Annotated in this window: 23 protein-coding genes, 2 pseudogenes and 1 riboswitch; of the genes and pseudogenes, 17 read left to right on the plus strand and 8 right to left on the minus strand. The window is 42.0% G+C overall.

The window, feature by feature from the left end; translation table 11 throughout:
- Window positions 1–68: 68 nt before the first annotated feature.
- From NST57_RS01200 to NST57_RS01235, 8 genes are all read left to right on the plus strand, one after another.
- Window positions 69–284, plus strand: a complete 216-nt coding sequence (locus tag NST57_RS01200) for a helix-turn-helix transcriptional regulator (protein ID WP_178929565.1) — start codon at window positions 69–71, stop codon at window positions 282–284.
- Entirely contained in the window at window positions 281–580 is a 300-nt protein-coding gene (locus tag NST57_RS01205; RefSeq protein WP_008343907.1) for a hypothetical protein, read from the plus strand. Before NST57_RS01200 ends, NST57_RS01205 begins: the two co-directional genes overlap by 4 nt.
- Window positions 581–636: 56 nt before the next feature.
- Complete coding sequence (locus NST57_RS01210) at window positions 637–1,584, plus strand: alpha/beta fold hydrolase (RefSeq protein ID WP_341297854.1); 948 nt, start codon at window positions 637–639, stop codon at window positions 1,582–1,584.
- Between the two features lie 105 nt (window positions 1,585–1,689).
- On the plus strand, window positions 1,690–2,580 hold the full coding sequence (locus NST57_RS01215) for an AraC family transcriptional regulator (protein ID WP_341297855.1): 891 nt from the start codon (window positions 1,690–1,692) through the stop codon (window positions 2,578–2,580).
- Window positions 2,581–2,708: 128 nt separating this feature from the next.
- Entirely contained in the window at window positions 2,709–3,341 is a 633-nt protein-coding gene (locus NST57_RS01220; protein WP_341297856.1) for a TetR/AcrR family transcriptional regulator, read from the plus strand.
- Between the two features lie 28 nt (window positions 3,342–3,369).
- Window positions 3,370–4,041 (plus strand): bacitracin ABC transporter permease, encoded by a 672-nt coding sequence (locus tag NST57_RS01225; RefSeq protein WP_341297857.1) that lies wholly within the window; start codon window positions 3,370–3,372, stop codon window positions 4,039–4,041.
- A 6-nt stretch (window positions 4,042–4,047) separates the two neighbouring features.
- On the plus strand, window positions 4,048–4,827 hold the full coding sequence (locus tag NST57_RS01230) for a DUF4097 family beta strand repeat-containing protein (RefSeq protein ID WP_341297858.1): 780 nt from the start codon (window positions 4,048–4,050) through the stop codon (window positions 4,825–4,827).
- A 219-nt stretch (window positions 4,828–5,046) separates the two neighbouring features.
- Window positions 5,047–6,435 carry an amino acid permease gene (locus tag NST57_RS01235; protein WP_341297859.1) on the plus strand — a complete coding sequence of 463 codons (1,389 nt, stop codon included), beginning with the start codon at window positions 5,047–5,049 and terminating at the stop codon, window positions 6,433–6,435.
- 40 nt (window positions 6,436–6,475) lie between these two features.
- On the opposite strand, the gene NST57_RS01240 is transcribed toward NST57_RS01235, so the two are convergent.
- From NST57_RS01240 to NST57_RS01260, 5 genes and pseudogenes are all read right to left on the minus strand, one after another.
- Window positions 6,476–7,357 (minus strand): glycerophosphodiester phosphodiesterase, encoded by an 882-nt coding sequence (locus NST57_RS01240; protein ID WP_341297860.1) that lies wholly within the window; start codon window positions 7,355–7,357, stop codon window positions 6,476–6,478.
- Between the two features lie 92 nt (window positions 7,358–7,449).
- Window positions 7,450–8,784 carry a glycerol-3-phosphate transporter gene (gene glpT / locus NST57_RS01245; protein WP_142153688.1) on the minus strand — a complete coding sequence of 445 codons (1,335 nt, stop codon included), beginning with the start codon at window positions 8,782–8,784 and terminating at the stop codon, window positions 7,450–7,452.
- A gap of 224 nt (window positions 8,785–9,008) precedes the next feature.
- On the minus strand, window positions 9,009–9,779 hold the full coding sequence (locus tag NST57_RS01250) for a SurA N-terminal domain-containing protein (protein ID WP_282917031.1): 771 nt from the start codon (window positions 9,777–9,779) through the stop codon (window positions 9,009–9,011).
- Window positions 9,780–9,931: 152 nt separating this feature from the next.
- Window positions 9,932–11,995, minus strand: a complete 2,064-nt coding sequence (locus NST57_RS01255; protein ID WP_341297861.1) for a thioredoxin domain-containing protein — start codon at window positions 11,993–11,995, stop codon at window positions 9,932–9,934.
- A 105-nt stretch (window positions 11,996–12,100) separates the two neighbouring features.
- Window positions 12,101–13,027, minus strand: a pseudogene (locus NST57_RS01260) (beta-ketoacyl-[acyl-carrier-protein] synthase family protein); the annotation flags it as partial.
- Here NST57_RS01260 and NST57_RS01265 point away from each other — a divergent pair.
- Complete coding sequence (locus NST57_RS01265; protein ID WP_341297862.1) at window positions 12,958–13,812, plus strand: helix-turn-helix transcriptional regulator; 855 nt, start codon at window positions 12,958–12,960, stop codon at window positions 13,810–13,812. The pseudogene NST57_RS01260 and the gene NST57_RS01265 overlap by 70 nt on opposite strands.
- Before the next feature lie 359 nt (window positions 13,813–14,171).
- Here NST57_RS01265 and NST57_RS01270 read toward each other — a convergent pair whose 3' ends face one another.
- The gene (locus NST57_RS01270; RefSeq protein ID WP_142153700.1) at window positions 14,172–14,678 is read right to left on the minus strand and encodes a hypothetical protein; all 507 of its coding nucleotides are present in this window, start codon (window positions 14,676–14,678) and stop codon (window positions 14,172–14,174) included.
- A gap of 108 nt (window positions 14,679–14,786) precedes the next feature.
- On the opposite strand from NST57_RS01270, the pseudogene NST57_RS01275 reads away from it, so the two are divergent.
- The 8 genes and pseudogenes from NST57_RS01275 to NST57_RS01310 all read left to right on the plus strand — a co-directional run.
- Window positions 14,787–14,960: pseudogene (locus NST57_RS01275) on the plus strand (DMT family transporter); the annotation flags it as partial.
- 122 nt (window positions 14,961–15,082) lie between these two features.
- Complete coding sequence (locus NST57_RS01280; protein ID WP_003217059.1) at window positions 15,083–15,343, plus strand: metal-sensitive transcriptional regulator; 261 nt, start codon at window positions 15,083–15,085, stop codon at window positions 15,341–15,343.
- A gap of 125 nt (window positions 15,344–15,468) precedes the next feature.
- Entirely contained in the window at window positions 15,469–15,951 is a 483-nt protein-coding gene (locus NST57_RS01285; RefSeq protein ID WP_148780777.1) for a DsrE/DsrF/DrsH-like family protein, read from the plus strand.
- Window positions 15,952–15,965: 14 nt separating this feature from the next.
- Complete coding sequence (locus NST57_RS01290; RefSeq protein ID WP_341297863.1) at window positions 15,966–16,322, plus strand: rhodanese-like domain-containing protein; 357 nt, start codon at window positions 15,966–15,968, stop codon at window positions 16,320–16,322.
- A gap of 52 nt (window positions 16,323–16,374) precedes the next feature.
- On the plus strand, window positions 16,375–16,935 hold the full coding sequence (locus tag NST57_RS01295) for a sulfurtransferase TusA family protein (protein WP_341297864.1): 561 nt from the start codon (window positions 16,375–16,377) through the stop codon (window positions 16,933–16,935).
- Between the two features lie 15 nt (window positions 16,936–16,950).
- Complete coding sequence (locus NST57_RS01300; RefSeq protein WP_341297865.1) at window positions 16,951–18,078, plus strand: MBL fold metallo-hydrolase; 1,128 nt, start codon at window positions 16,951–16,953, stop codon at window positions 18,076–18,078.
- Window positions 18,079–18,112: 34 nt separating this feature from the next.
- Window positions 18,113–18,343 (plus strand): sulfurtransferase TusA family protein, encoded by a 231-nt coding sequence (locus tag NST57_RS01305; protein ID WP_008343881.1) that lies wholly within the window; start codon window positions 18,113–18,115, stop codon window positions 18,341–18,343.
- Window positions 18,344–18,401: 58 nt separating this feature from the next.
- Window positions 18,402–19,178 (plus strand): sulfite exporter TauE/SafE family protein, encoded by a 777-nt coding sequence (locus tag NST57_RS01310; RefSeq protein WP_341297866.1) that lies wholly within the window; start codon window positions 18,402–18,404, stop codon window positions 19,176–19,178.
- Between the two features lie 52 nt (window positions 19,179–19,230).
- Here NST57_RS01310 and NST57_RS01315 read toward each other — a convergent pair whose 3' ends face one another.
- Together NST57_RS01315 and proS are read right to left on the minus strand one after the other, a co-directional pair.
- Entirely contained in the window at window positions 19,231–19,407 is a 177-nt protein-coding gene (locus NST57_RS01315) for a hypothetical protein (protein WP_017358723.1), read from the minus strand.
- 307 nt (window positions 19,408–19,714) lie between these two features.
- Window positions 19,715–21,148 carry a proline--tRNA ligase gene (gene proS, locus NST57_RS01320; protein ID WP_341297867.1) on the minus strand — a complete coding sequence of 478 codons (1,434 nt, stop codon included), beginning with the start codon at window positions 21,146–21,148 and terminating at the stop codon, window positions 19,715–19,717.
- 400 nt (window positions 21,149–21,548) lie between these two features.
- A riboswitch (purine riboswitch) is annotated at window positions 21,549–21,648 on the plus strand.
- The last annotated feature ends 16 nt before the right edge of the window (window positions 21,649–21,664 follow it).

Raw genomic sequence — 21,664 nt, forward strand, 5'->3', positions numbered from 1 at the left:
AATTAACATAATGTTAATTATTTTTAACATATTGTTAAATAAATCATCCTTTAAGAAAGGAATCTGAAATGGAAATTAAAAATAGAATGAAAGTATTACGGGCAGAAAAAGACTGGACACAAAAGGATTTGGCAGAGAAGTTAGGTGTGACTCGTCAAACTGTGGCAGCGATTGAAAATGGTAAATATTCTTTGTCTTTAAAATTAGCATTTCAAATTGCTAGGACATTTGAAGTTGATTTGTATGACGTATTTCAAGAGGTCGACAAGGAGGAACAACAATGATAACGACGATCATACTTTATTCTCTCATTACCCTTTCTATTTTAAGCACGGCCTTTCAATTTAAGAAAAACCGTGAATATAAACATGATGAACGAGGTCAATTTATTTTAGCGAAAGCCGGAAGTTTTTCCATTATAGGTGTGGCTTTAGCCTATATATTGGTTGCTGTCGTTCAATCTTTGGTCCATCAATTCTCATCTCCAACAGAGTGGTTTTATATAGCAATTACGTTTATGTATGTATCAAGTGTTTGCGCAAATACAATCGGCATCATCTATTGTGAAAGAAAATATTAATTTTCATCGATGGATGTAAAGCTAGAGTTCTTCATCATGAAGGGAAGAGAAAATCAATGAAAAAAATATTGAGAATCATGTTGATCTTCATAGGCACCATGATCACGGTCATGGTTGTTTTTCTAGCTACTGTTTATTTTGTAAACCTCATTAGTAATGAACGGGAGAAAGGGAAAATAGAAGCTTATGGGCAAAAGGTCTTGGTGGATGGGAAGCAGATGAATGTGCTCATTCAAGGCGATGGGAAAGAAACGATTGTCCTTCTACCAGGCTATGGAACTGCTTCACCCGTGCTGGATTTTGAACCGTTAGTCAAGGAGTTATCGTCAGATTATAGAGTCGTTGTGATTGAACCGTTTGGTTATGGTTTAAGTGACGACACAGATAAAGTAAGGACAAGTCAAAACATTGTGGATGAGATTCATGAATGTTTGCAGAAACTCAACATTAAAAAATATACGCTAATGGGTCATTCGATTGCTGGCATTTATGGATTAGAATATGTGAATCAATACGAAAAAGAAGTCCAAGCCTTTGTTGGAATTGATAGTAGTTTTCCTAAGCAGGAGGATGCAGATGAATTGCCAGTCTCCAGCTTACAGCTGCTTCATCAATCCGGCTTTTACAGATTGATAGTGAAAATGAATCCAGATCAACTGGTGATGCCTAAAGTAGATGATCAAACGAAAGCTCAGATTAAAATGCTGACTTTCCGAAATTTCTTGGATGAAAGCCAAGCGAGTGAGGCAGAAAACTTTAGAAACAATTTTAAAAACGCTCAACGCCTACATTTCCCTAAGAAGCTCCCTGTGGCTTTCTATCTAGCGGATCAAACGGAGAAAGAAACACCAAACTGGAAACCAATGCATGAAGAGCTGCTGAAAAATGTAGACCACGGAAAAGTCGTTACTTTCAAAGGCGGTCATTATTTGCATCATACGAAATCAAAAGAAATCGCAGATGATGTGAGGGAGTTTCTATCGAACAACGAGCGCTCACGTTAGCGTTCTTCCCCCTCAGCTTCTGTTTGAGTTGAACAGATGAAACATCGCAATTTAGATCAAAACGAGTGAACTGATTTGTTTTATGATCAAGAAGAGGTGAGGGAGATGATGTATAGTCGGGTGACGCAAGAGGTGATTTCTTATTTGGAGTCGCATTTGATGGATGAGCTGTCGCTGAAACAGGTGCATGAGAAAGTAGGGTATTCACATTTTCATTTGCTGCGTGTATTTAAACGAGAAACCGGGCTGTCGATGGGGGAATATGTGCGGAAACGAAGATTAGCTACGGCTGCACAGCTTCTTTTGTATACGGATCAGGGGATTTTAGACATCGCGTTTTCGTTACAATTCCAATCGCAGGAAGCCTTTACGCGTGCTTTTAAGCATCTTTATTCTTTACCTCCCGGAATGTACAGGTCCATGATGAGAGACATGCAAATGAAAAAGGAGGAAGATTCGATGACATTACATGAAGCAGTACCTGGCTGGGGTTTGAGTGGTTCACATCCGCATATGTATGAGATGGGTGTTGATACAGCAGAGTTTCATACGGGAAAGCAATCAGGTGTTTTATCATCTAAAGAAGGCGTACAAGAAGGACAGTTTGCGACAATGATGCAGGGGTTTCAAGCAAAAGAGTATGCAGGCAAGCGGTTGAAGCTCTCTGCTTTCTTGAAAACAGAGAATGTATCTTCAGCAGGAATTTGGATGCGGGTAGATGACGGAAAGGGTGATACGGTGCAGTTTGATAATATGCAGAATCGACCTGTGACAGATTCTACGGAATGGAATCAATATGCGATCGTATTAGATGTTCCTACGCGCAGTGAATCCATTCATTTTGGAGTGCTACTCAGCGGTCATGGAACAGTCTGGGCTGACGGTTTTCGATTTGAGGAAGTGGATGAGAAAACACCTACAACGAATATGGTAGAGGCTTCGGTTCTGCCAGATGTGCCGATGAATTTGCATTTCGAGCTTGAGGAGACCGTGTGAGCGGTCTTTTTTGTTGTATACAAATCTGCATGAACCGTTTATAATGAAAAATATAATTAAACATACCGACGGTCGGTATGTAAAAGGAGGCGTTTGAACTGGCGCGAAATAAGTATCCAGAAAAGACGATGCAGCAAATTTTGGACGTGTCGACAAAGTTGTTTCAGGAAAAGGGATTTGAAAAGACAAGTTTGCAAGATATTATCCTTGAATTGAATATGTCTAAAGGGGCTATTTATCATCATTTTAAATCGAAGGAAGAAATATTACGTGGCGTGATGGATCGGCAGTTTCGTTATGCAACCGAGAAGCTTGAGGAGTTGATTGAGCATACGGAGGCAGCTCATGCGAAAGAGAAGCTCCAACTGATCCTAGAGCAGCTTGTGGCAGACCCTCAGTCTCATTCGATTGATGGGATCTTGGTTGATCAGATGAAAAATCCGCAATTTGTGATTGAAGGCATGAAGACAGGTGTCAATCAGGACGCTGTGAGAATCAAACAGTTAATCATTGAAGGGATTGAGGATGGTTCGCTGGAAACTGCGTTTCCTGGTGAAGTGGCAGAAGTATTTTTGCTTCTTGTGAATATATGGTTGAATCCAACATTGTTTGTACGCAATCATGAAGAAACGGTCCAGCGTTTGTGTTTTTTAAAGCAGATGATGAAGGGTCTTGGCGTGGATATTGTGAGTGATCTATTTATTCAAAAGGTGACAGCGCACTATGCTGAAATTGGCGGGTATGATCTGCCCGAAAGATAAAGAATGCCAACTGATAGGAGGATGACGTATGATTCATTTTATGAAGATTGAGCTAAGAAAAGGCCACATGAAGCAGTATATTCAAGCTAGTTTTATCGCAAGTATTGTGCTGCTAGTATTCATCTATTTTATTGCGTTTGCTGCAAAAATTGAACACGAACAGGGTTTTCAGCAATATACGAATATTTATTTGTTAACGAGTACAGTATGGATGATCTTTTTTTCTATCATCACAGCTATGCTGTATTGGCGTGTAGGAAAGACTGTTGATCAGGAACACTCATCCAATTCAGTGAGATTCCTTTCTCACATGATATGGATGGTGTGCCTCTCAACGTTTGCGATGGTGTGCAGCATCATTCCTTCATTTGTTGTGTTCAGTGTGACTGAAATGTTCTTCCCTATTGTTCATGATACGCTGACGGCAGGTGCTCTGTTTCAATTGATGAAAACATTCTTTGTGTTAATTGTTTGTGTTCAAGCGATTGGTTTGATGTCGATGAGAATAGGATTGAGGAAGAAATCTGTTTTGATGACCGTCCTGACTGCAATTGTTTTATGTGCTGTTTTAGGAAATGTATCGCTGGCCATCTATGGAAATGATCAATTGAACCTCGTCCTGTCAGGAGTGATGATCTCGGCAATTCTCATTGTGATCTTGGAATTATGGAGCCGCATCGGCCGGCTGCAAACGAGGTAATTCATGATGGGAAAAGGATGGAGGCATGTGAAGCATACGGTTCAAATTGAAGAAGCAATAACGGAAATTTCGTTAAACTGGCTGGTGGGAGATGTTCGCCTTTATCACCATGAACATCCTTATTTATTGATGATGCAGACCACCAATCACGTTTTTCCCCATCGATATTTACTGCATCATCAAGTGCAGGAAGGCAGGCTAGTCATTCAAGATAAAAGAAAACGAGCGATCAGCTTGGGGCTTCATCTTCATCAAACGAATTTGGAGATTTATCTCCCTCAGGCACAGTTACAGTCCTTGTCTATTCATTGTAAAGGAGCAAACCTATTCTTGGATGGACTGAAGGTGGAGGAGGCTGACTGCCAATTGATTTCTGGAAAGTCCTTGTTCACGGGAGAAATCAAGCATCTGCGCTTGCAGACAGTTGGTGGACTGATCTCTAGCCAACAGCTCAACACGCAAACATTGAGGTTGCGTACCACATCGTCAAAAGTGGAGATGGCAGGTGCTTTTTCGGATATTGATCTGAATTTAATAGGCAGAAGGGTACAGATTCATTCAAAGGCCATGCTGCATTCACTCAAATCGACGTCAACTGGAGCATCTGTCAAAGTGGCGATTCCGGAAAATGATGGATTTATTTGTTATGTGAAGAAAAGATCAGGTACTTTTCATAATGACTTTCCATGTGTTGATGATCAGCAGAAAATGGTTTATAAAAATGGAGGGAAAAGCTTTGAGGTGGATATAAGGGGGGGTTCTTTTCTATTAAGTGATGGTCATTGAATCGATGTTGATCCTCTGATTCGATATATCAATATAAAATAATTTGAATATCTTTTTATGTCAGAATATTTTGCTAATATTGTTTTCCTCAAAAAAACAATTGTTTTTTAAGGGTAGATTTATTATGATAATATACATCGAAAGATTGAAGATTTTGAATCAGAATGAAAATTCTGATTTTTTATTTTTTATGTTGTTTGTTGATGAGGGGGAATAGAAGTGGCTCAAAAGGAATTAAAGAGAGGGTTAAGTGCTCGTCATATTCAAATGATCGCGCTTGGCGGCACAATTGGTGTTGGCTTATTTATGGGGTCAGCTAAAGCCATTCAATGGACAGGTCCATCGGTTCTTCTAGCGTACGCAGTGTGTGGTATTTTTATCTTTTTTATTATGCGTGCGATGGGAGAAATGTTGTATCTTGAACCGAGTACGGGATCGTTTGCTACATTTGGGCATCAATATATTCATCCGCTTGCGGGGTATATGACAGCTTGGAGTAACTGGTTCCAGTGGGTCATTGTTGGAATGTCTGAGATTATCGCCGTAGGCGCTTATATGAAATATTGGTTCCCGGAGTTACCGGCGTGGATTCCCGGATTAATCGCCATGATCATTTTAGGTGCGGCCAACTTGATTTCGGTTAAGTCATTCGGTGAGTTTGAATTCTGGTTTGCGATGATCAAGATTGTGACGATTATTTTAATGATCATTGCAGGTTTAGGCATTATTTTCTTTGGGTTTGGCAATGGTGGAACAGCGATTGGTTTGTCTAACCTTTGGGCGCATGGCGGATTCTTTACAGGTGGATTTAGCGGTTTCTTGTTTGCATTGTCCCTAGTGATTGCTGCCTATCAAGGGGTAGAGCTTATTGGGATTACTGCAGGTGAGGCGCAAAATCCGCAAAAGACGCTGACAAATGCCATCAAAAGCATCATCTGGCGTATTTTGATTTTCTATATCGGTGCGATCTTTGTCATCGTAACGGTGTATCCGTGGGATCAGCTGAATACGCTCGGAAGTCCATTTGTGGCGACGTTTGCGAAAATTGGAATTACGGCAGCAGCAGGTATTATTAACTTTGTTGTCATTACAGCAGCGATGTCCGGCTGTAATAGTGGAATCTTCAGTGCGGGACGTATGCTTTATACATTAGGTGTGAATGGACAGGCACCTGCTTTCTTCACAAAAATTTCGAAGAATGGTGTACCGTATTTTGGGACATTTGCTGTGCTGATTGGTTTAGCGGTTGGGGTGGTCTTAAACTATGTTTCTCCGCCAAACATTTTCGTTTATGTGTATAGTGCGAGTGTCCTTCCAGGTATGGTGCCTTGGTTTGTCATTTTAATTAGTCACATTGGCTTCAGAAAGGCGAAGGGGGCAGCGCTTGATCAGCATCCATTCAAGATGCCGCTAGCACCAGTTTCTAATTATCTTACGATCGGCTTCTTATCGATGGTTCTTGTGTTTATGCTCATTAATCAGGATACGCGTATTTCTCTTATTGTGGGGATTGTTTTCTTGATTGTTGTAGCGCTTAGCTTCTTCATCTTTGGAATTGGTAAACGAAAACCGATTGAAACAGCTTCTTCTGATCAAACGGTGGAATAATCAAAAGCCTTGCGGAGTGGACCCGCAAGGCTTTTGTCGTTTACAGAGAAGTTTTGACACGCTGAAAGACATCTGGAAAGTTGGTGAAAAGACCGGTGACGCCGTATTGCAGAAGACGTGTCATGTCTGCTTCGCTGTTTACCGTATATGGGTGAAGGAGGAGTCCGTGGCTTCTGACCTGCTGTACATTTTCAAGTGTCAATGCTCTAAAATTTGGTCCGACCCCCACTGCATACGATTTGATGAAGTCGAGCTGATCATCTGTAATAGACGTCATTTGCGCCCTGTCTAAAAGCTGTACTTTTGGAAGCCGAGGTGCGAGTTTCTGCAATTTTAATAGACTTTCTTGGCTGAAAGATTGGATGATGACCTGCCCTTTTCTCGTATGTTTTCCAAGAAGATGATGTTTCTTTAAGACGGCCAATAGCTTTTCTTCCATTTGCGGATAGATGTCTGGTTTTTTGGTTTCAATATAATAATTTTCTCGTTTACCGAAGTAGCGTAATACCTCATCTAATGTGAGGACTTGCTGTCCAATAAAGTGGGCATTTTGTTTGTCGGGGTTGGCTTCGTTAAACCATGCACCGGCATCGAGCTGTTTGATTTCGGCAAGTGTGAGGTCTTTGACCCAGCCGGTTCCGTTTGTCGTCCGGTCAACCGTTTCATCGTGCATGACGATGAGGTGTCCATCCTTTGTCATTTGAAGGTCGAGTTCGAGGTAATCTGCATTCATCTTTGTGGCGAGCTTGTAGGAAGCTAGGGTATGCTCTGGGGCATACCCTGATGCTCCGCGGTGTGCAACGGTTAAAATCCGATCTGGAGATAAAAGATGTTCATGTGCCGATATGGTGGTCGGCACCCAACCAAAAGACAGTAAAGCAAAAGAGAGTAACACGAAAGCAAGTAATCTACTTTTCTTCATATTTTATCCTCCTTTTACGGTAACTGCCTCCATCTTAAGAAATAGATGTAAAGGGCATGTTGGGCGGAGATGAATCTTTTATGTGATTTTCATTAAGCTTGCTCTACGCGCTTTCCTGTATTCCATGTCATGGCGAGGAACACAATTGCAAGGATACAAGAACCAACTAGTAAAATGAAACCTCCTGTCCAGTCATAGTGATCGACGACGACACCCATCATGGCATTAGCGAAAGCAGAGCCACCAATATATCCAAAGAATCCTGTCAACCCGGCAGCAGTGCCAGCGGCTTTTTTCGGAGCGAGATCAATGGCTTGCAGTCCAATGAGCATGACAGGTCCGTAAATTAAAAACCCGATGCTGATGAGGGCAATGTTATCAACCATTGGATTGCCAGCAGGGTTTAACCAGTACACAAGAACCGCAATTAATACGCCAATCATAAAGAGTACGCCAGCAGGTGCGCGGCGGCTTCTAAAGAAGCGGTCACTAATCCACCCGCACAATAATGTACCAGGGATGCCTGCATATTCATAAAGGAAATAAGACCAGCGTGAATGCTCTGGTGAGAATCCTTTTGCTTCTGTTAAATAGGTAGGTGCCCAGTCTACGACCCCGTAACGGACAAAGTACACAAAGACGTTGGCAATGGCGATATACCAAAGGAATTTATTGTTGAGTACATATTTAAATAAAATCTCTTTTACTGTTAATTCTTTTTCTTGATCTTCATATTGTTGTGCCGGATAGTCATTTCGGTATTCTTCAATTGGCGGAAGACCAGCGGATTGCGGGGTGTCCCGTACGAGAAGAATGATGACGAAGGAGACGATAATGGCAATGATGGCAGGGAAGAAAAAGATACTTTTCCACGTCGCAAACAAAACAATTCCTAATGTAATAAGCGGTGCAAGAATCCCCCCGCCAATATTGTGAGCGACGTTCCAAATGGACATTTTCGTTCCACGTTCACTCACCGAAAACCAATGCGCCATCGTTCGTCCGCATGGTGGCCACCCCATTCCTTGAAACCAGCCGTTTAAGAACATGAATAAAAACATGATCCATACACTGGATGTCACCCATGGAAATGAGACAAATAGAATATTGATAAGAGCTGATAGAAAGAGTCCAACGGCTAAAAAGTATCTTGGGTTACACCGATCTGAGATCATCCCCATAATGAATTTACTAAATCCATAAGCGATTGAAACGGCCGCTAGTACAAAGCCTAATTCACTTTTTGTGAACCCCTCTTCCTGTAAATAAGGGATGGCAAATGCGAAATTTTTGCGCAGCAAATAGTAGCCCGCATATCCGATAAAGATTCCCAAAAAGACTTGCAGCCGCAGCCGTTTATAGGTTTCGTCTGTTTTGGCATCATCGAGCCTGTCGATATGCGGAGCTGGTTTAAACCATTTGAACATAAAGATCCTCCTCTTGTCGTTGTCCGATTGACTGAAGCAAAAGTACGAGATCGGTGTTTGATCTTGTACTTTTTAAGAGACAAAAGATTTGATAACGCTTTCTTTTGTACTCCCATCATATCGGATGGAGTAGATGTTTATGATGAGGCTTTTGTCATTATTTTGGAAAAACAGTTTATGAAGTGATGAAAAAAATCCGCACAATGGCGGATTTTTAATAGTGGTTAAATCGATACATCAATTTTTGCAGATTTCTTTAGTTGATCAATTTCTTTTTGTACTTCTTTTTGCTTTTCTTGAGATTCTAACTGCTTCTTGATTTGTGATTTGACGTCTTTGAAATCAGGTGCTTTTTGTTTTTGTTTTTTCATTTGTTCAGCGTATTGGTCATAGTACGCTTTGACGTCTTTTTCAGACACAGAGGCTGATTTAATCTCTTTGTCGACATATTGGCTGTATTTGATGCTGTCGGCAATATCACTTTTCAGCTGATCCATTGTCAGTCCGCTCTTTTTGAGTGCTTCTTCAAATTGAGCATTGTCTTTAAATTGTTTCTTTTCTTCTTTTAGCTGCTTATCGACTTGCTTGTCAGAGGCTTTATAGCCCTTCTTCTCAGCATCTTGCAGGATGAGCTCTTGACCTACGAGCGCATCAATGGTTTGCTTCTTGACTGCTTTTGCGCCTTCTTTAGATGTTGGGTCTTGTCCTGACTGCTGAAGCTGGCCTTGAATGGTCGATAGGGCGCTATTGTATTCACTGCCTGTGATTTTATCTTTGTTGACGGTCGCAACGACCTTTTGATCATCAATTTTTTGTGCGTCTAATTTCTTTTGCATCTTTTCCATTTGCTTTTGCTGCTCTTTTTGGTCAGCCTGTGTTGTTTCCTTGCTGTTGGCTGAATCGTTTTGCTTATCCTGTTTCGCATCGTTTGATGAGCAGGCTGCAAGCCCCACTGATAACAGACAAGCAATGAGTGTATATGATACTTTTTTCAATTATTTTCTCTCCCTTCGGTATGAGAACATCTAGTGCGCATTCTATCCGTTTTAGAGAGAAAATAAAACCGTACAGACAAATTGTTAGCGGATTGACATTTTTTTTATCTGTTTGTCCTCATTTTGTCTTCTCATAGTCATCATATGACAGCTCAAGTTTGGAATAATTGTTCCATCGCTTCGTCGAGATTGGTGATCGGCTGTCGGCAGCTGTAGTTTTCACAAATATAGACCGTCGTGCTGTCGTTGATCGTTTTGTAATCTTTTGTAAAAGGTGCGAGCCTTGCTAATTCTTGCCCTGTTTCGGCAGTTAAAATGAGATCAAATGGCATGAATCGTTTTTGCAATGCCTGTAGAAGCTGTTCTTTTTGCGGATCACCCTTTTTCCCGAGAATAATGATTTCTCGTTTTACGGCATATTGGCTTAATAGTCCTTGTAAAAAGGCGGTATGTCCGCTTGGATAGGAAGAGACATCGACGTAAAAGGCGCTGAACATCTTCTCTAGTGTTTCGATCCAGTCTTGACGTCCGATCATTCTGCTTAGTTTCAGAAGCTGTTGGAGTGCAGTACTGTTACCAGACGGCATGGCCCCGTCGTATACTTCTTTTTCACGAACGATAAGCGCTTCTGCATCTGAGCCTGAGAAGAAAAAGCCCCCGATTTGTTCATCCCAAAACAGTTCAAACATATTTTCAGCAACGGCTCTGGCTTTTGTCAGCCAATCTAGGTCAAAGGTCGCTTCGTATAAAGACATATAAGCTGTTAGCATGTGAGCATAGTCCTCGATAAAGCCTAGATGCTTCACGTCCCCTTCCCTGTAGCGGACCATGAGCCGTTCCTGCTGGACGAGGTGTGTTTCTAGAAAAGACATTGCCTGTTTTGCTATGCGGATGGCCTCTTTTTCATGAAAGACACTCCCTGCTTTGGCAAGTGCGGAGATCATCAGCGCATTCCACGAGGTGAGTACCTTGTCATCGATCAGCGGTGCAGGTCGCTCCTGTCTTACAGTGAGTAAGATGTGTCGAGCGGATTGCAGTTTGGAATGAAGGGTTTTGTCGTCGATTGAATACGCTGCCTTGATGTCATCAAATGAGGTGGAAATGGTATGAGGGATGTTCTGTCCTTCAAAATTCCCTTCCTCTGTGATGTGGTAGACCGCACAAAATAAAGCGCCGAGGTCATCACCTAAATGGGTCATGATCTCCTCTTTTGTCCAAACGTAATATTGCCCTTCCTTTCCTTCTGAATCGGCATCGATTGCGGAATAAAAAGAGCCGTCACGATTCATCATGTCTCGTTTGATAAATTGAATGAGGTCCTGGACAAGCTTTTCGTACTCATGATGTTGAGTGATTTGATAGGCTTCGGTGTAGGCATCTATCAGCAAGGCGTTATCATACAGCATCTTTTCAAAATGCGGCACAAGCCATTTTTCATCGGTTGAATATCGAGTAAATCCAGAACCAATATGATCATAAATACCGCCGTTTGCCATGCCGTTTAACGTTTTTGTGACAGCATATAACGCATTTTCTTGCCCTGTCCATTCAAAATAGCGCATGAGAAACGTGAGCATATGAGGCGCAGGAAATTTAGGCGCAGAACCGAAGCCGCCATACAGTGTATCAAAGCTGCTCATGAGCTGATAATAGGCTTTGTGAATCGACTCCTGAGTGAGCGTATTTTCTGTCTGCCCTGCTGCCTTGATCCGCAAATTATTTGTTGCCTTTTCTGCCAATGATTCAATATGATCTCGGTCGTTGTGATACGCATCCCGCAATTGCGTCAGTGCTTCAATGAAGCCGGGACGGCCGTAAGCACTTCTTTTTGGAAAGTATGTCCCCGCATAAAAAGGCTTTTGATCAGGCATGACAAACACGTTGAGCGGCCAGCCGCCTTGCCCCGTCATCATCTGACAAACGGACATATACATCGAGTCAATGTCTGGACGCTCCTCACGATCGACCTTGATTGAAATGAAATGCTCGTTAAGGATGTCAGCGACTTGTTGATCTTCGAAACTTTCGTGTGCCATGACGTGGCACCAGTGGCAAGTGGCGTAGCCGATGCTGACAAGCACCGGTTTATTTTCACGTTTCGCTTTGTCGAATGCTTCTTGCCCCCACGGGTACCAGTGAACTGGGTTGTGGGCGTGTTGAAGGAGGTAGGGTGATTTTTCAGTGATGAGTGGGTTGGGTGTTTGGTTGTTTGGCATGGGTCACCTGCTCTTTCAATTTTTTAAGTATTTTCTTTTCTCCATTTAATATATCAGATTGTTGAGGCTCGTCATATTTTGTCATTATTTCACCTTTTCACTACTTCAATCGTAATGTTTTAACAAGATGGCTGAATTATGTCCTCCAAAACCAAAAGAATTGGATAGCCCATATTTCAATGGAAGCTGTCTCGCTTCTAATACAACATCTAAATTGCAATCTGGATCTTGTTTCTCTACATTAATAGTTGGCGGAATCAATCCTCGTCTCAAACTTTCCACTAAAGCAATCGCTTCTACTCCGCCAGCAGCACCAAACATGTGCCCAGTCATTGACTTGTTCGCCATTGTTGGAATTTCACCTGAACGATCACCAAATAATTTCTTAATCGCTAGAACTTCTGAACGATCACCTACTTGTGTACTTGTTGCATGAGCACTAATAACATCGATTTCACTAGTTGATATATCTGCACTTCTCAATGCTTTCTTCATGGCTAAGTAAGCACCCCTACCTTCTGGGTGTGAAGCGACCATATGATGAGCATCTGAACTAGCCCCGTATCCCACTACTTCACATAGTATCGGCGCATCTCTAATAATTGCGTTTTCTAATGATTCTAATACTAAGATACCTGCGCCTTCACTCATAACAAAGCCATCTCTATCTGTATCGAATGGACGGCTAGCTCGATTTGGGTCTTGGTTTCTAGTAGATAGTGCATGTGCGTTTCCAAAACTAGCCAAAGATATCTGGTTGACGGCAGCTTCTGCTCCACCGGCAAATATAATATCTGCTTCATCGTTTCGGATCGCATTGAAAGCTTCACCAATTGAGGTGTTCCCGATAGAACAAGCTGTGACCGGTGACAATGATGGCCCTTGTGCGCCTAATTTTATGCTGATTTGGGCCGCAGCTGCATTTGAAATCATCATGGGGACAAGGCTAGGGCTTACTCTCGATGGACATCGTTTATCTAATACATTCACATTATCAACAAGCGATTGTATGCCCCCGATTCCTGAACCAACATTCGAAAATCACGCCTCAAATGGTTGGTTTACCTGTAGGAACCCGCCGAAGAACACCAGGACTCAGAAGAGAAGAAGTGGCTCAACTAGCCGGTGTGAGTCTTACTTGGTATACATGGTTAGAGCAAGGCAGAGATATAAAAGTATCTACTTCGGTATTAGATGCTATTTCTAGTGCATTACAATTAAATAACGATGAAAGGAGATATTTGTACGCTTTAGCGTTAGAGGAAGGTGTGAAACAATCCTATATCATTGAGAATGAGAAGGAAATCAGTCCGGCTTTAGTGAAAATTCTGCAGGAACTTCGTTATTGCCCAACGATTATATCTGATAGAAGAAGTCAGATTGTTGGGTGGAATCAAGCAGCAGCTAATGTATTTTTGGACTTTGAACAAATCATCCCGGCAGAAAGAAATATCATACGCTTACTATTCGCAAGAAAGGAATTTAAAAGTTTAGCCGTGAATTGGGAGCATTTTGTTAGAGGATATATCGCTATATTTAGAACGTATTATGGACAGTATGTGGCGGATGACTGGTATGAGCAATTTATAGAAGAAATGGAGCAGGCATATCCTGAGTTTCGTAAAATATGGAATGAAAATGAGATAAGCTATGCACCTGAAGTATTAATTGAATTTCGTCATGCTAAGGCAGGGAAAATGTTGTTTAATCTCACTTCATTACAAGTGTATGGGGATACTGATTTAAGATGCAGTGTCTATACTCCAGTTGAGGATACTGAAACGGAGCTTAAGTTAAAACGTTTAATTGAAGGGTAGATATTGTTTGGAGAGAAGAATAGATTTGAGGAATCCTTCCTTCGTTATAATTTAGATAAATTAAGTATTTATGGTAGAAATTATTTTGTGCTTTTTAAACTTAATCATGACATTTAGCTTCTTCGGGTATCGCTGATTGAGACATGCCGTCTATTCGCTTATCTAGTTCAAATAATATGAAAAAGTTTATGATGATCTGAAGAGAGGTAATTGAGGAAATTTTGGTTCCTTCAACTACCTCCGTGTTACATTTATATGCGCTTTTCTATGAATAACTTCAAAGGATCTTTGCGTAACCAAGGTTACGCTTCTACAATCTCTAATAACACAGCATTTTGATGTAACTTGTCAATTCTCCTCTACCTCTTCACCAGTACATATTGTAAGTTTTCTAATTCAAACATATCAATCAGTTCATCGATCCCTTTAAAATCGATATGTTTTCCAAACCGTTTTTTGCTTAGGTCAATTTCTACATCCAATTGATCGTCCTTTTCTTTCATTTCGAGTTCATTTAGACAAGAATAGATTTCGATGGTTTCTCCTTTTGACAGCTCTTTTTCAATGAATTTAAAAAGTGCACGAAGAGAATGAATGATGTCTAATTCATAAACAAAAGGATGCGTGAATTTATTTCTTACCGCTTCATTGACGGGATCTAGATAATCAATGTAAATGCCTTCGAAATCCTCTTCTGTTTCAAATACTTCTATCAAAAGATCTTCTTTTTGATAGATTTTGTGCTTTTTTTGTTTTTTATCAAACATGCTGATATTTAGTTCAGAGAATGGTTTATAGGTAGGATTTTGACCAATGGTACCAAGCGGCAGTTCTTTGTTTGATCCAATATAATGCTGTAAAGTCATGGGTTACCCTCATTTCTTGAAATATTCCTTATAGCGTTGATTATTTCCTTTTTACCAATTTAGAGATAAATATGCAATGGCTTGACATATCGGTATTTCTAGATTGCCGCGGGGATTGCTGGGCAGCTTGTCATTGGAATGGTCATTGATCATTTTGGCTGGTTCCATAGCTTGGTGATTTCACTTGATCTCAAACGCATATTGGCATTGTTCTTTATGCTGATCGCTCTTTATTTTATTTACAAAGGAAATAAGCGCTCTCGAGAGGAAGCGAGTGCTTAAAGAGAACGTGCTGCTGCGACATTTGCTCTCAGCAGCTCTTTTATACTGATTCATCATGTTTGACTAAATACCTATCAGGGTATACTATCTGATCATAGGGAAAAGAGAAAGGAGTGTTAAACGTGGAGTATAATCAGCAGATGAAGAATCGTCTTCGCCGGATTGAAGGGCAGATTAAAGGAGTTCTTGCGATGATGGAGCAGGGAAAAGATTGCCGCGAGGTGGTGACGCAGCTGTCTGCATCACGCAATGCCATTGATCGGGCAATGGGTGTGATTGTGAGTACAAACCTTGAACAATGTGTCCGTGAAAGTCTTGAGCAGGGCAAGGATACAGAGGGGCTTGTCAAAGAAGCGGTTGAGCTCTTGGTGAAAAGCCGGTAAGAAATTCCTCAGCCTTTGGAGGTTGACGAATTTTTTTACTTGTTATAATATACCCTTACCGGTATGTGTATATATTTTTTGCTTTTTGTATACCCCCATGGGTAATTAAGATAAGGAGGATCATGATGGAAGAACAAAAGAAACGAACGACGATTGTTTTATTTAGTGGAGATTATGATAAAGCGATGGCCGCTTATATTATTGCAAATGGCGCAGCAGCTTATGATCACGAGGTGACTATTTTTCATACTTTTTGGGGGCTGAATGCCTTGCGTAAGGAAGAGATGGTGCCACTGAAGAAGGGATTTTTAGAAAAAATGTTTGGCAAAATGATGCCGCGCGGTGCTGATCGAATGGGGCTGTCAAAGATGAATTTTGCAGGAATGGGACCGAAGATGATTAAGCATGTGATCAACAAACACAATGCCATGACCCTGCCGCAGCTCATTGATATGGCGAAGGAACAAGACATCAACCTCGTGGCATGTACGATGACGATGGATCTTTTAGGGCTACAGGAGAACGAGTTACTAGCAGACATTCAATATGCAGGTGTGGCAGCGTATTTAGCAGAGGCAGAAATCGGGAATGTGAATTTATTTATCTAGGGGGGTGTCCATACATGATTCAAACGTTTTTGCTCATCATTGTGATCGCTTTGCTTGTGAGCCGTTTTCTTCCCGTACGGGGTGTGAAACAAATGGACACAGCTCATCTGAAACCTAAATTGCATAGTCGGCATCAACAGCTGATAGACGTGCGATCACCTTTAGAGTTTCAAACAAATCATATAAAAGGATTTCAAAATATCCCCTTATTCCAGTTAAAGGAACGAGCGCATGAGCTTGAGAAAGACAAAGAAGTGTATGTGATCTGCCAAAGCGGGATGAGAAGTATGCAGGCGGCTAAATTGTTAAAAAAACAGGGATTTACCCACATTACGAATATCAAGGGTGGCATGAATGCTTGGCGATTATAGGTATCAATAGGCTTTAAAATATACCCCCACCCCTATAAAAGGAGGAAAAACAATGCAGCAACCAACAGCAATTCTAGATGCAAAAGGATTGGCATGCCCAATGCCCATTGTCAAAACGAAAAAACAAATGAATGAGCTCTTGCCAGGAGATGTGCTTGAAGTGCAAGCAACCGATAAAGGGTCTACAGCGGATTTAGCAGCTTGGTCAAAAAGCGCCGGTCATGAATTTTTAGGAACAAAAGTAGAAGGACAGGTGCTTCATCATTTGATTCGTAAAGGTGGAGCGAAACAGGAGGAGGAGCAGTCAATGATTTCGGAAATGTCGTTGAACATGTTTCAACAGAAGGTAAAAGAAGATCAGTCATTGTTTATTTTAGATGTACGAGAGCCGGATGAATACGAAGCGGGTCATATTCCAGGAGCTGTTCACATCCCTCTCGGTGAGGTGGAACAACGTGCTGAAGAATTGAACCGAGAGACGCTCATTTACCTCATCTGTCATTCAGGCAGAAGAAGTGAATTAGCCGCACAAAAGTTAAAAGAAAAAGGATTCAATCAATTGATCAATGTAGTGCCAGGCATGAACAGCTGGACAGGAGAGATTGAAAAATAGGAGCTGAATGAACCAATGACTGTAAAAGCAATGACAGCAGAACAGTTAACAAAAAAAATCATCAACAAAGAGCCCCTCTTTTTGTTAGATGTACGAAACGAATCAGATGTGCAGGACTGGAAAATTGAAGGGAAAGCCGTTGAATATTTAAATGTGCCTTACTTTGAGCTTCTTGATGGCGTAGAGGATATGGTGGAGAACATACCGGATGACCTAGATGTACTGGTCGTTTGTGCGAAAGAAGGCTCCTCTATTATGGTGGCAGAGATGCTGTCAGAGGCAGGCAGAACGGTCCATTATTTGCAAGGCGGCATGAAGGCATGGAGTGAGCATTTAGAGCCAGTGAAGATCGGTGATTTAACTGGCGGTGGAGAGTTGTACCAATTTGTGCGAATGGGCAAGGGATGCTTGTCGTATATGATCATGTCGAATGGGGAAGCTGCGATTATTGATGCGGCTAGAATGACGGAGATCTATACGCAATTTGCTAAAAAACATCAAGTCACGGTGACGCATGTGTTTGATACGCACCTTCATGCGGACCATATATCTGGCGGGAAAAAGCTGTCTGAACAGACTGGCGCTATCTACTGGCTGCCGCCAAAAGACGCCGAAGAGGTGACATTTGATTACAAACACCTTGAAGAAGGACAGCGTGTGACGATTGGAGCGACGGAGATTGATATTCATGCCCTTTATTCACCGGGCCATACGATTGGTTCAACCTCTTTTATCGTAGACGGCCGTTACCTCCTTTCAGGTGATATTTTGTTCATTGATTCGATCGGACGACCTGATCTAGCCGGTATGGCGGAGGACTGGGTAGGTGATTTGAGGGAAACCCTTTATACACGATATACGGCGCTTTCGGCAGAATTGATTGTGCTACCTGCACATTTTATGATCGTGGATGAACTTAATGAAGACGGGAGCGTTTGGAAGGAGCTAGGCGCTTTGTTTGAAGAAAATCACGGGCTGAACATTGAAGATGAAGACGTATTTAGACAAATGGTCACGCAGCATCTACCTGCACAGCCAAACGCTTATCAAGACATTCGGTCTACCAATATGGGGAAGCTGCATCCAGACGAGGAAGCACAGCGAGACATGGAAATTGGTCCAAACCGTTGTGCGATTCGATAATGTTCAATAAAATAAAGAAGCGAGGGATGATCAGATGACATCAGATCACATTTTAGACGTAACCGGGCTTGCATGCCCGATGCCAATTATTCGGACGAAGAAAAAAATGAATGACTTGGCTGAAGGCCAAGTATTAGAAATACATGCAACAGATAAAGGAGCTAAAGCTGATTTGGCTGCATGGGCTAAGTCAAGCGGACATGAATTGATCACGCAGACAGATGAAGGGCATGTGCTGAAGTTCTGGGTGAGAAAAGGGTCCTAAAAGGGCGAGGGGTATCTGTGAGGGAGCCCCTTTTCTTTTTGCAAAGGAGGAGACCAGCGTGGATTTTGCGTTTTTCATTACTTTATTTATCATCGGATTTGTTGGTTCCTTCTTATCAGGAATGGTCGGAATAGGAGGATCTGTGATCAACTATCCCATGCTGCTTTATATCCCACCTCTTGTCGGAGTGATGGCGTTATCGGCACATGAGGTTTCAGGGATTGGTGCCATTCAAGTATTATTTTCGACACTTGGCGGTGTGCTGGCGTATCGAAAAAGCGGATTTTTACATCGTCCATTGATTTTATATATGGGGAGCAGTATATTGGCAGGAAGTTTAATAGGGAGCTATTTTTCGCATTTCCTTCCAGAGAAAGGTATCAATGTGGTCTATGGTCTGCTTGCCATTGTCGCTGTCATTTTAATGCTTATTCCGAAAAAAGGACAGCGAGCAGAAGCGGATGGAGAGGTGACCTTTCATAAAGGACTGGCGGCTGGAATTGCTTTTGTGATCGGAAGTGTATCGGGCGTATTAGGTGCAGGCGGTGCCTTTATTTTAGTACCGGTGATGCTATCGATTCTCAAAATCCCTGTGCGGATGACGATTGCCTCGTCTCTGGCGATTACGTTTCTCTCTGCGATCGGCGCATCTGCTGGGAAAGTGCTGACGGGTCAAGTCATGTTCATGCCTGCTCTTATCTTAATGGTAGCCAGTTTGATGGCCGCGCCGATTGGGGCGAAAATTGGTCAGAAAATCAATGCCGTTTATTTGCAGTGGGCGCTTGCCGTGATGATTACAGCCACAGCGATCAAAATCTGGGTGGATTTATTATAAGAAAAAGACCAACAACTGAGAGCAAGGGCTCTTTTCCATGTGTTGGTCTTTTTTATTTCATGTCATCGTGCTCGATATACGTTTCAAGTGCAGGGTGGTACTCTTTTTGATAATGAAGATTGGGGCATGTTTTCACGACTTTGCCTTGCAAGGCATTGGACTTCGAGACATCTAATGCTGTTTTACATTTTGGACAACGTTCGTTAAATATTGAGAGCCAGCGCTTCATAGATCACCACTCCAGTTAAAGTCTTAAAAGCCGATTATATTAATATGAATTATAGGGGATTGTGTGAATGAGGTCAATGGATATTTGGCTCTTTTTAACAAAAAAGAAGCATCGTATAAGATGCTTCAGCGTATAGACAAACCCTCGCATTCTTTGTCAGTCCTGCGTGTTGGTGCTTACGAATGTCAAATTCGCTCTGCCAGTACTCGTCCTTCCTAGGTTGCAAAGATTTTCTATCACGCTGAAAAGAAGACAAAGGGCTAAAATAAAGTTCATTTTAGCCCTTTGTCAACAATTTGAAATATGATTAGTAGGCTTTTGCCCAGAACACCATATAAGAAGCAGGTTTCCCGCAGCAGACACATGTGTCAGAAACGGATTGTTGTTCAAACGGGATACAGCGTGATGTCGCCCCTGTTCTCTCTTTGATGTCGTTTTCGCAGTCTTCATCACCGCACCACATGGCTTTGATCAACCTGTTTTCTTCGGCAAGAACCTGCTCGATGTCTTCGATCGTGTGGGCGTTTGATGTTTTTTCATGTAATCGTTCTTTTGCTTTTTCGTACATCGTCTGTTGAATGTCTTCAAGCGTGGCCGTGATGGTTTGTTCGAGTGCATCTAACGTGACGGCTTGCTTTTCACCTGTGTCTCGTCTTGCGAGCATGACCTGGCCTTTTTCCATATCCTTTGGTCCTACTTCTACGCGTAATGGGATGCCCTGCATTTCGCATTCGTTGAATTTCCAGCCAGGCTGTTTATCACTTGCATCGATGTCAGCGCGTGCGATGCGGGCGAGTCGATCCTTTAATTCATAGGCATGATCGAGGACACCTTCTTTATGGGAAGCAATTGGCACAACACGTACTTGGGTTGGCGCAATATTTGGCGGCAGGACAAGTCCTCTGTCATCGCCATGCACCATGATCATAGCGCCAATGATTCTTGTGGTGAAGCCCCATGATGTTTGCTGGACATGCTCTAATTTTCCTTCTCGATTTAAAAATTCAATGCCAAACGCCTTGGCAAATCCGTTGCCCAAGAAGTGAGAAGTGGCGGTTTGCAGGGCTTTTCCATCATGCATCAAGCTTTCAACCGTATAGGTGAAGCGGGCGCCAGCGAATTTTTCTTTCTCTGTTTTCCTGCCTTTAATGACAGGGATCGCTAGAAGCTCTTCACAAATAGACGCATAGATATGGAGCATTCTTTCTGTTTCTTCAATCGCTTCTTGCTCAGTCTCGTGACAAGTGTGCCCTTCCTGCCAGAGGAATTCAAGGGTTCTAAGGAATGGACGTGTTGTCTTTTCCCAGCGGACGACATTGGCCCATTGGTTATATAGTTTCGGTAAATCACGATAGGAGTGAATGATGTTTTTATAATGCTCAGCGAACAGCACCTCAGACGTTGGTCTGACGCAGAGTCTTTCTTGTAATTCCGAATCACCGCCATGTGTCACCCACGCCACTTCAGGAGCAAAGCCTTCGATATGATCCTTTTCTTGCTGGAGCAGACTTTCTGGGATAAAGAGCGGCATATAGACATTCTCGTGACCCGTTTCTTTGATTTGACGATCAAGTTCGTCGCGAATATTCTCCCAAATTTTGAAGCCATATGGCTGAATGATCATACTGCCTCTAACGCTTGAATAATCGACGAGACGCGCCTTTGTGACAACATCTGTATACCACTGGGCAAAGTCGTCTTCCATACTTGTAATTTTCTCAACAAATTGTTTCTTTGACATCGTCTTTTTCCTCCTTTTAAAAAAACAAAAAAGCTGTGCTTTAAGTTAGGGACCATTCCTGGTGGTACCACCCTAATTTAAAGCACAGCTTTACACTCGATCATGATAACGGTATGAACCGCTGTATGAAACAGAACTAAATCGGCAGGTTCACTTGAAGATGTCAGTAGGAACTTCTCAGCACCGTTCCCTCTCTGGTAAAGATCAATTCAAGCTACTATTCCAGATCTACGTTGATCCTTGTTCGTTGATTTTTCATCAGTTTACCTGTAAATGGGGGAGAAAGCAAGTTGGTCCGCAAGTTCATTTCATGCCATTCTGAGGTCGTTTATGTCGCTGAGCCATTGGCAGACATTTTCTGTTTTTGCAGCTTGCACGTTATGTAAGGCTATGCTAATATATTTGAAGAAAAAAATAGACTTGTATAACCTCAATAATATGGTTTGAGGGTTTCTACCAGGATCCGATAAATCCTGATTACAAAAGCGCGCTTTCCTTTTTTGTAATCAGGGTTTT

The organism is Bacillus sp. FSL M8-0077 (assembly GCF_038050255.1).
In the GTDB taxonomy this organism is placed as follows: domain Bacteria; phylum Bacillota; class Bacilli; order Bacillales; family Bacillaceae; genus Bacillus; species Bacillus altitudinis.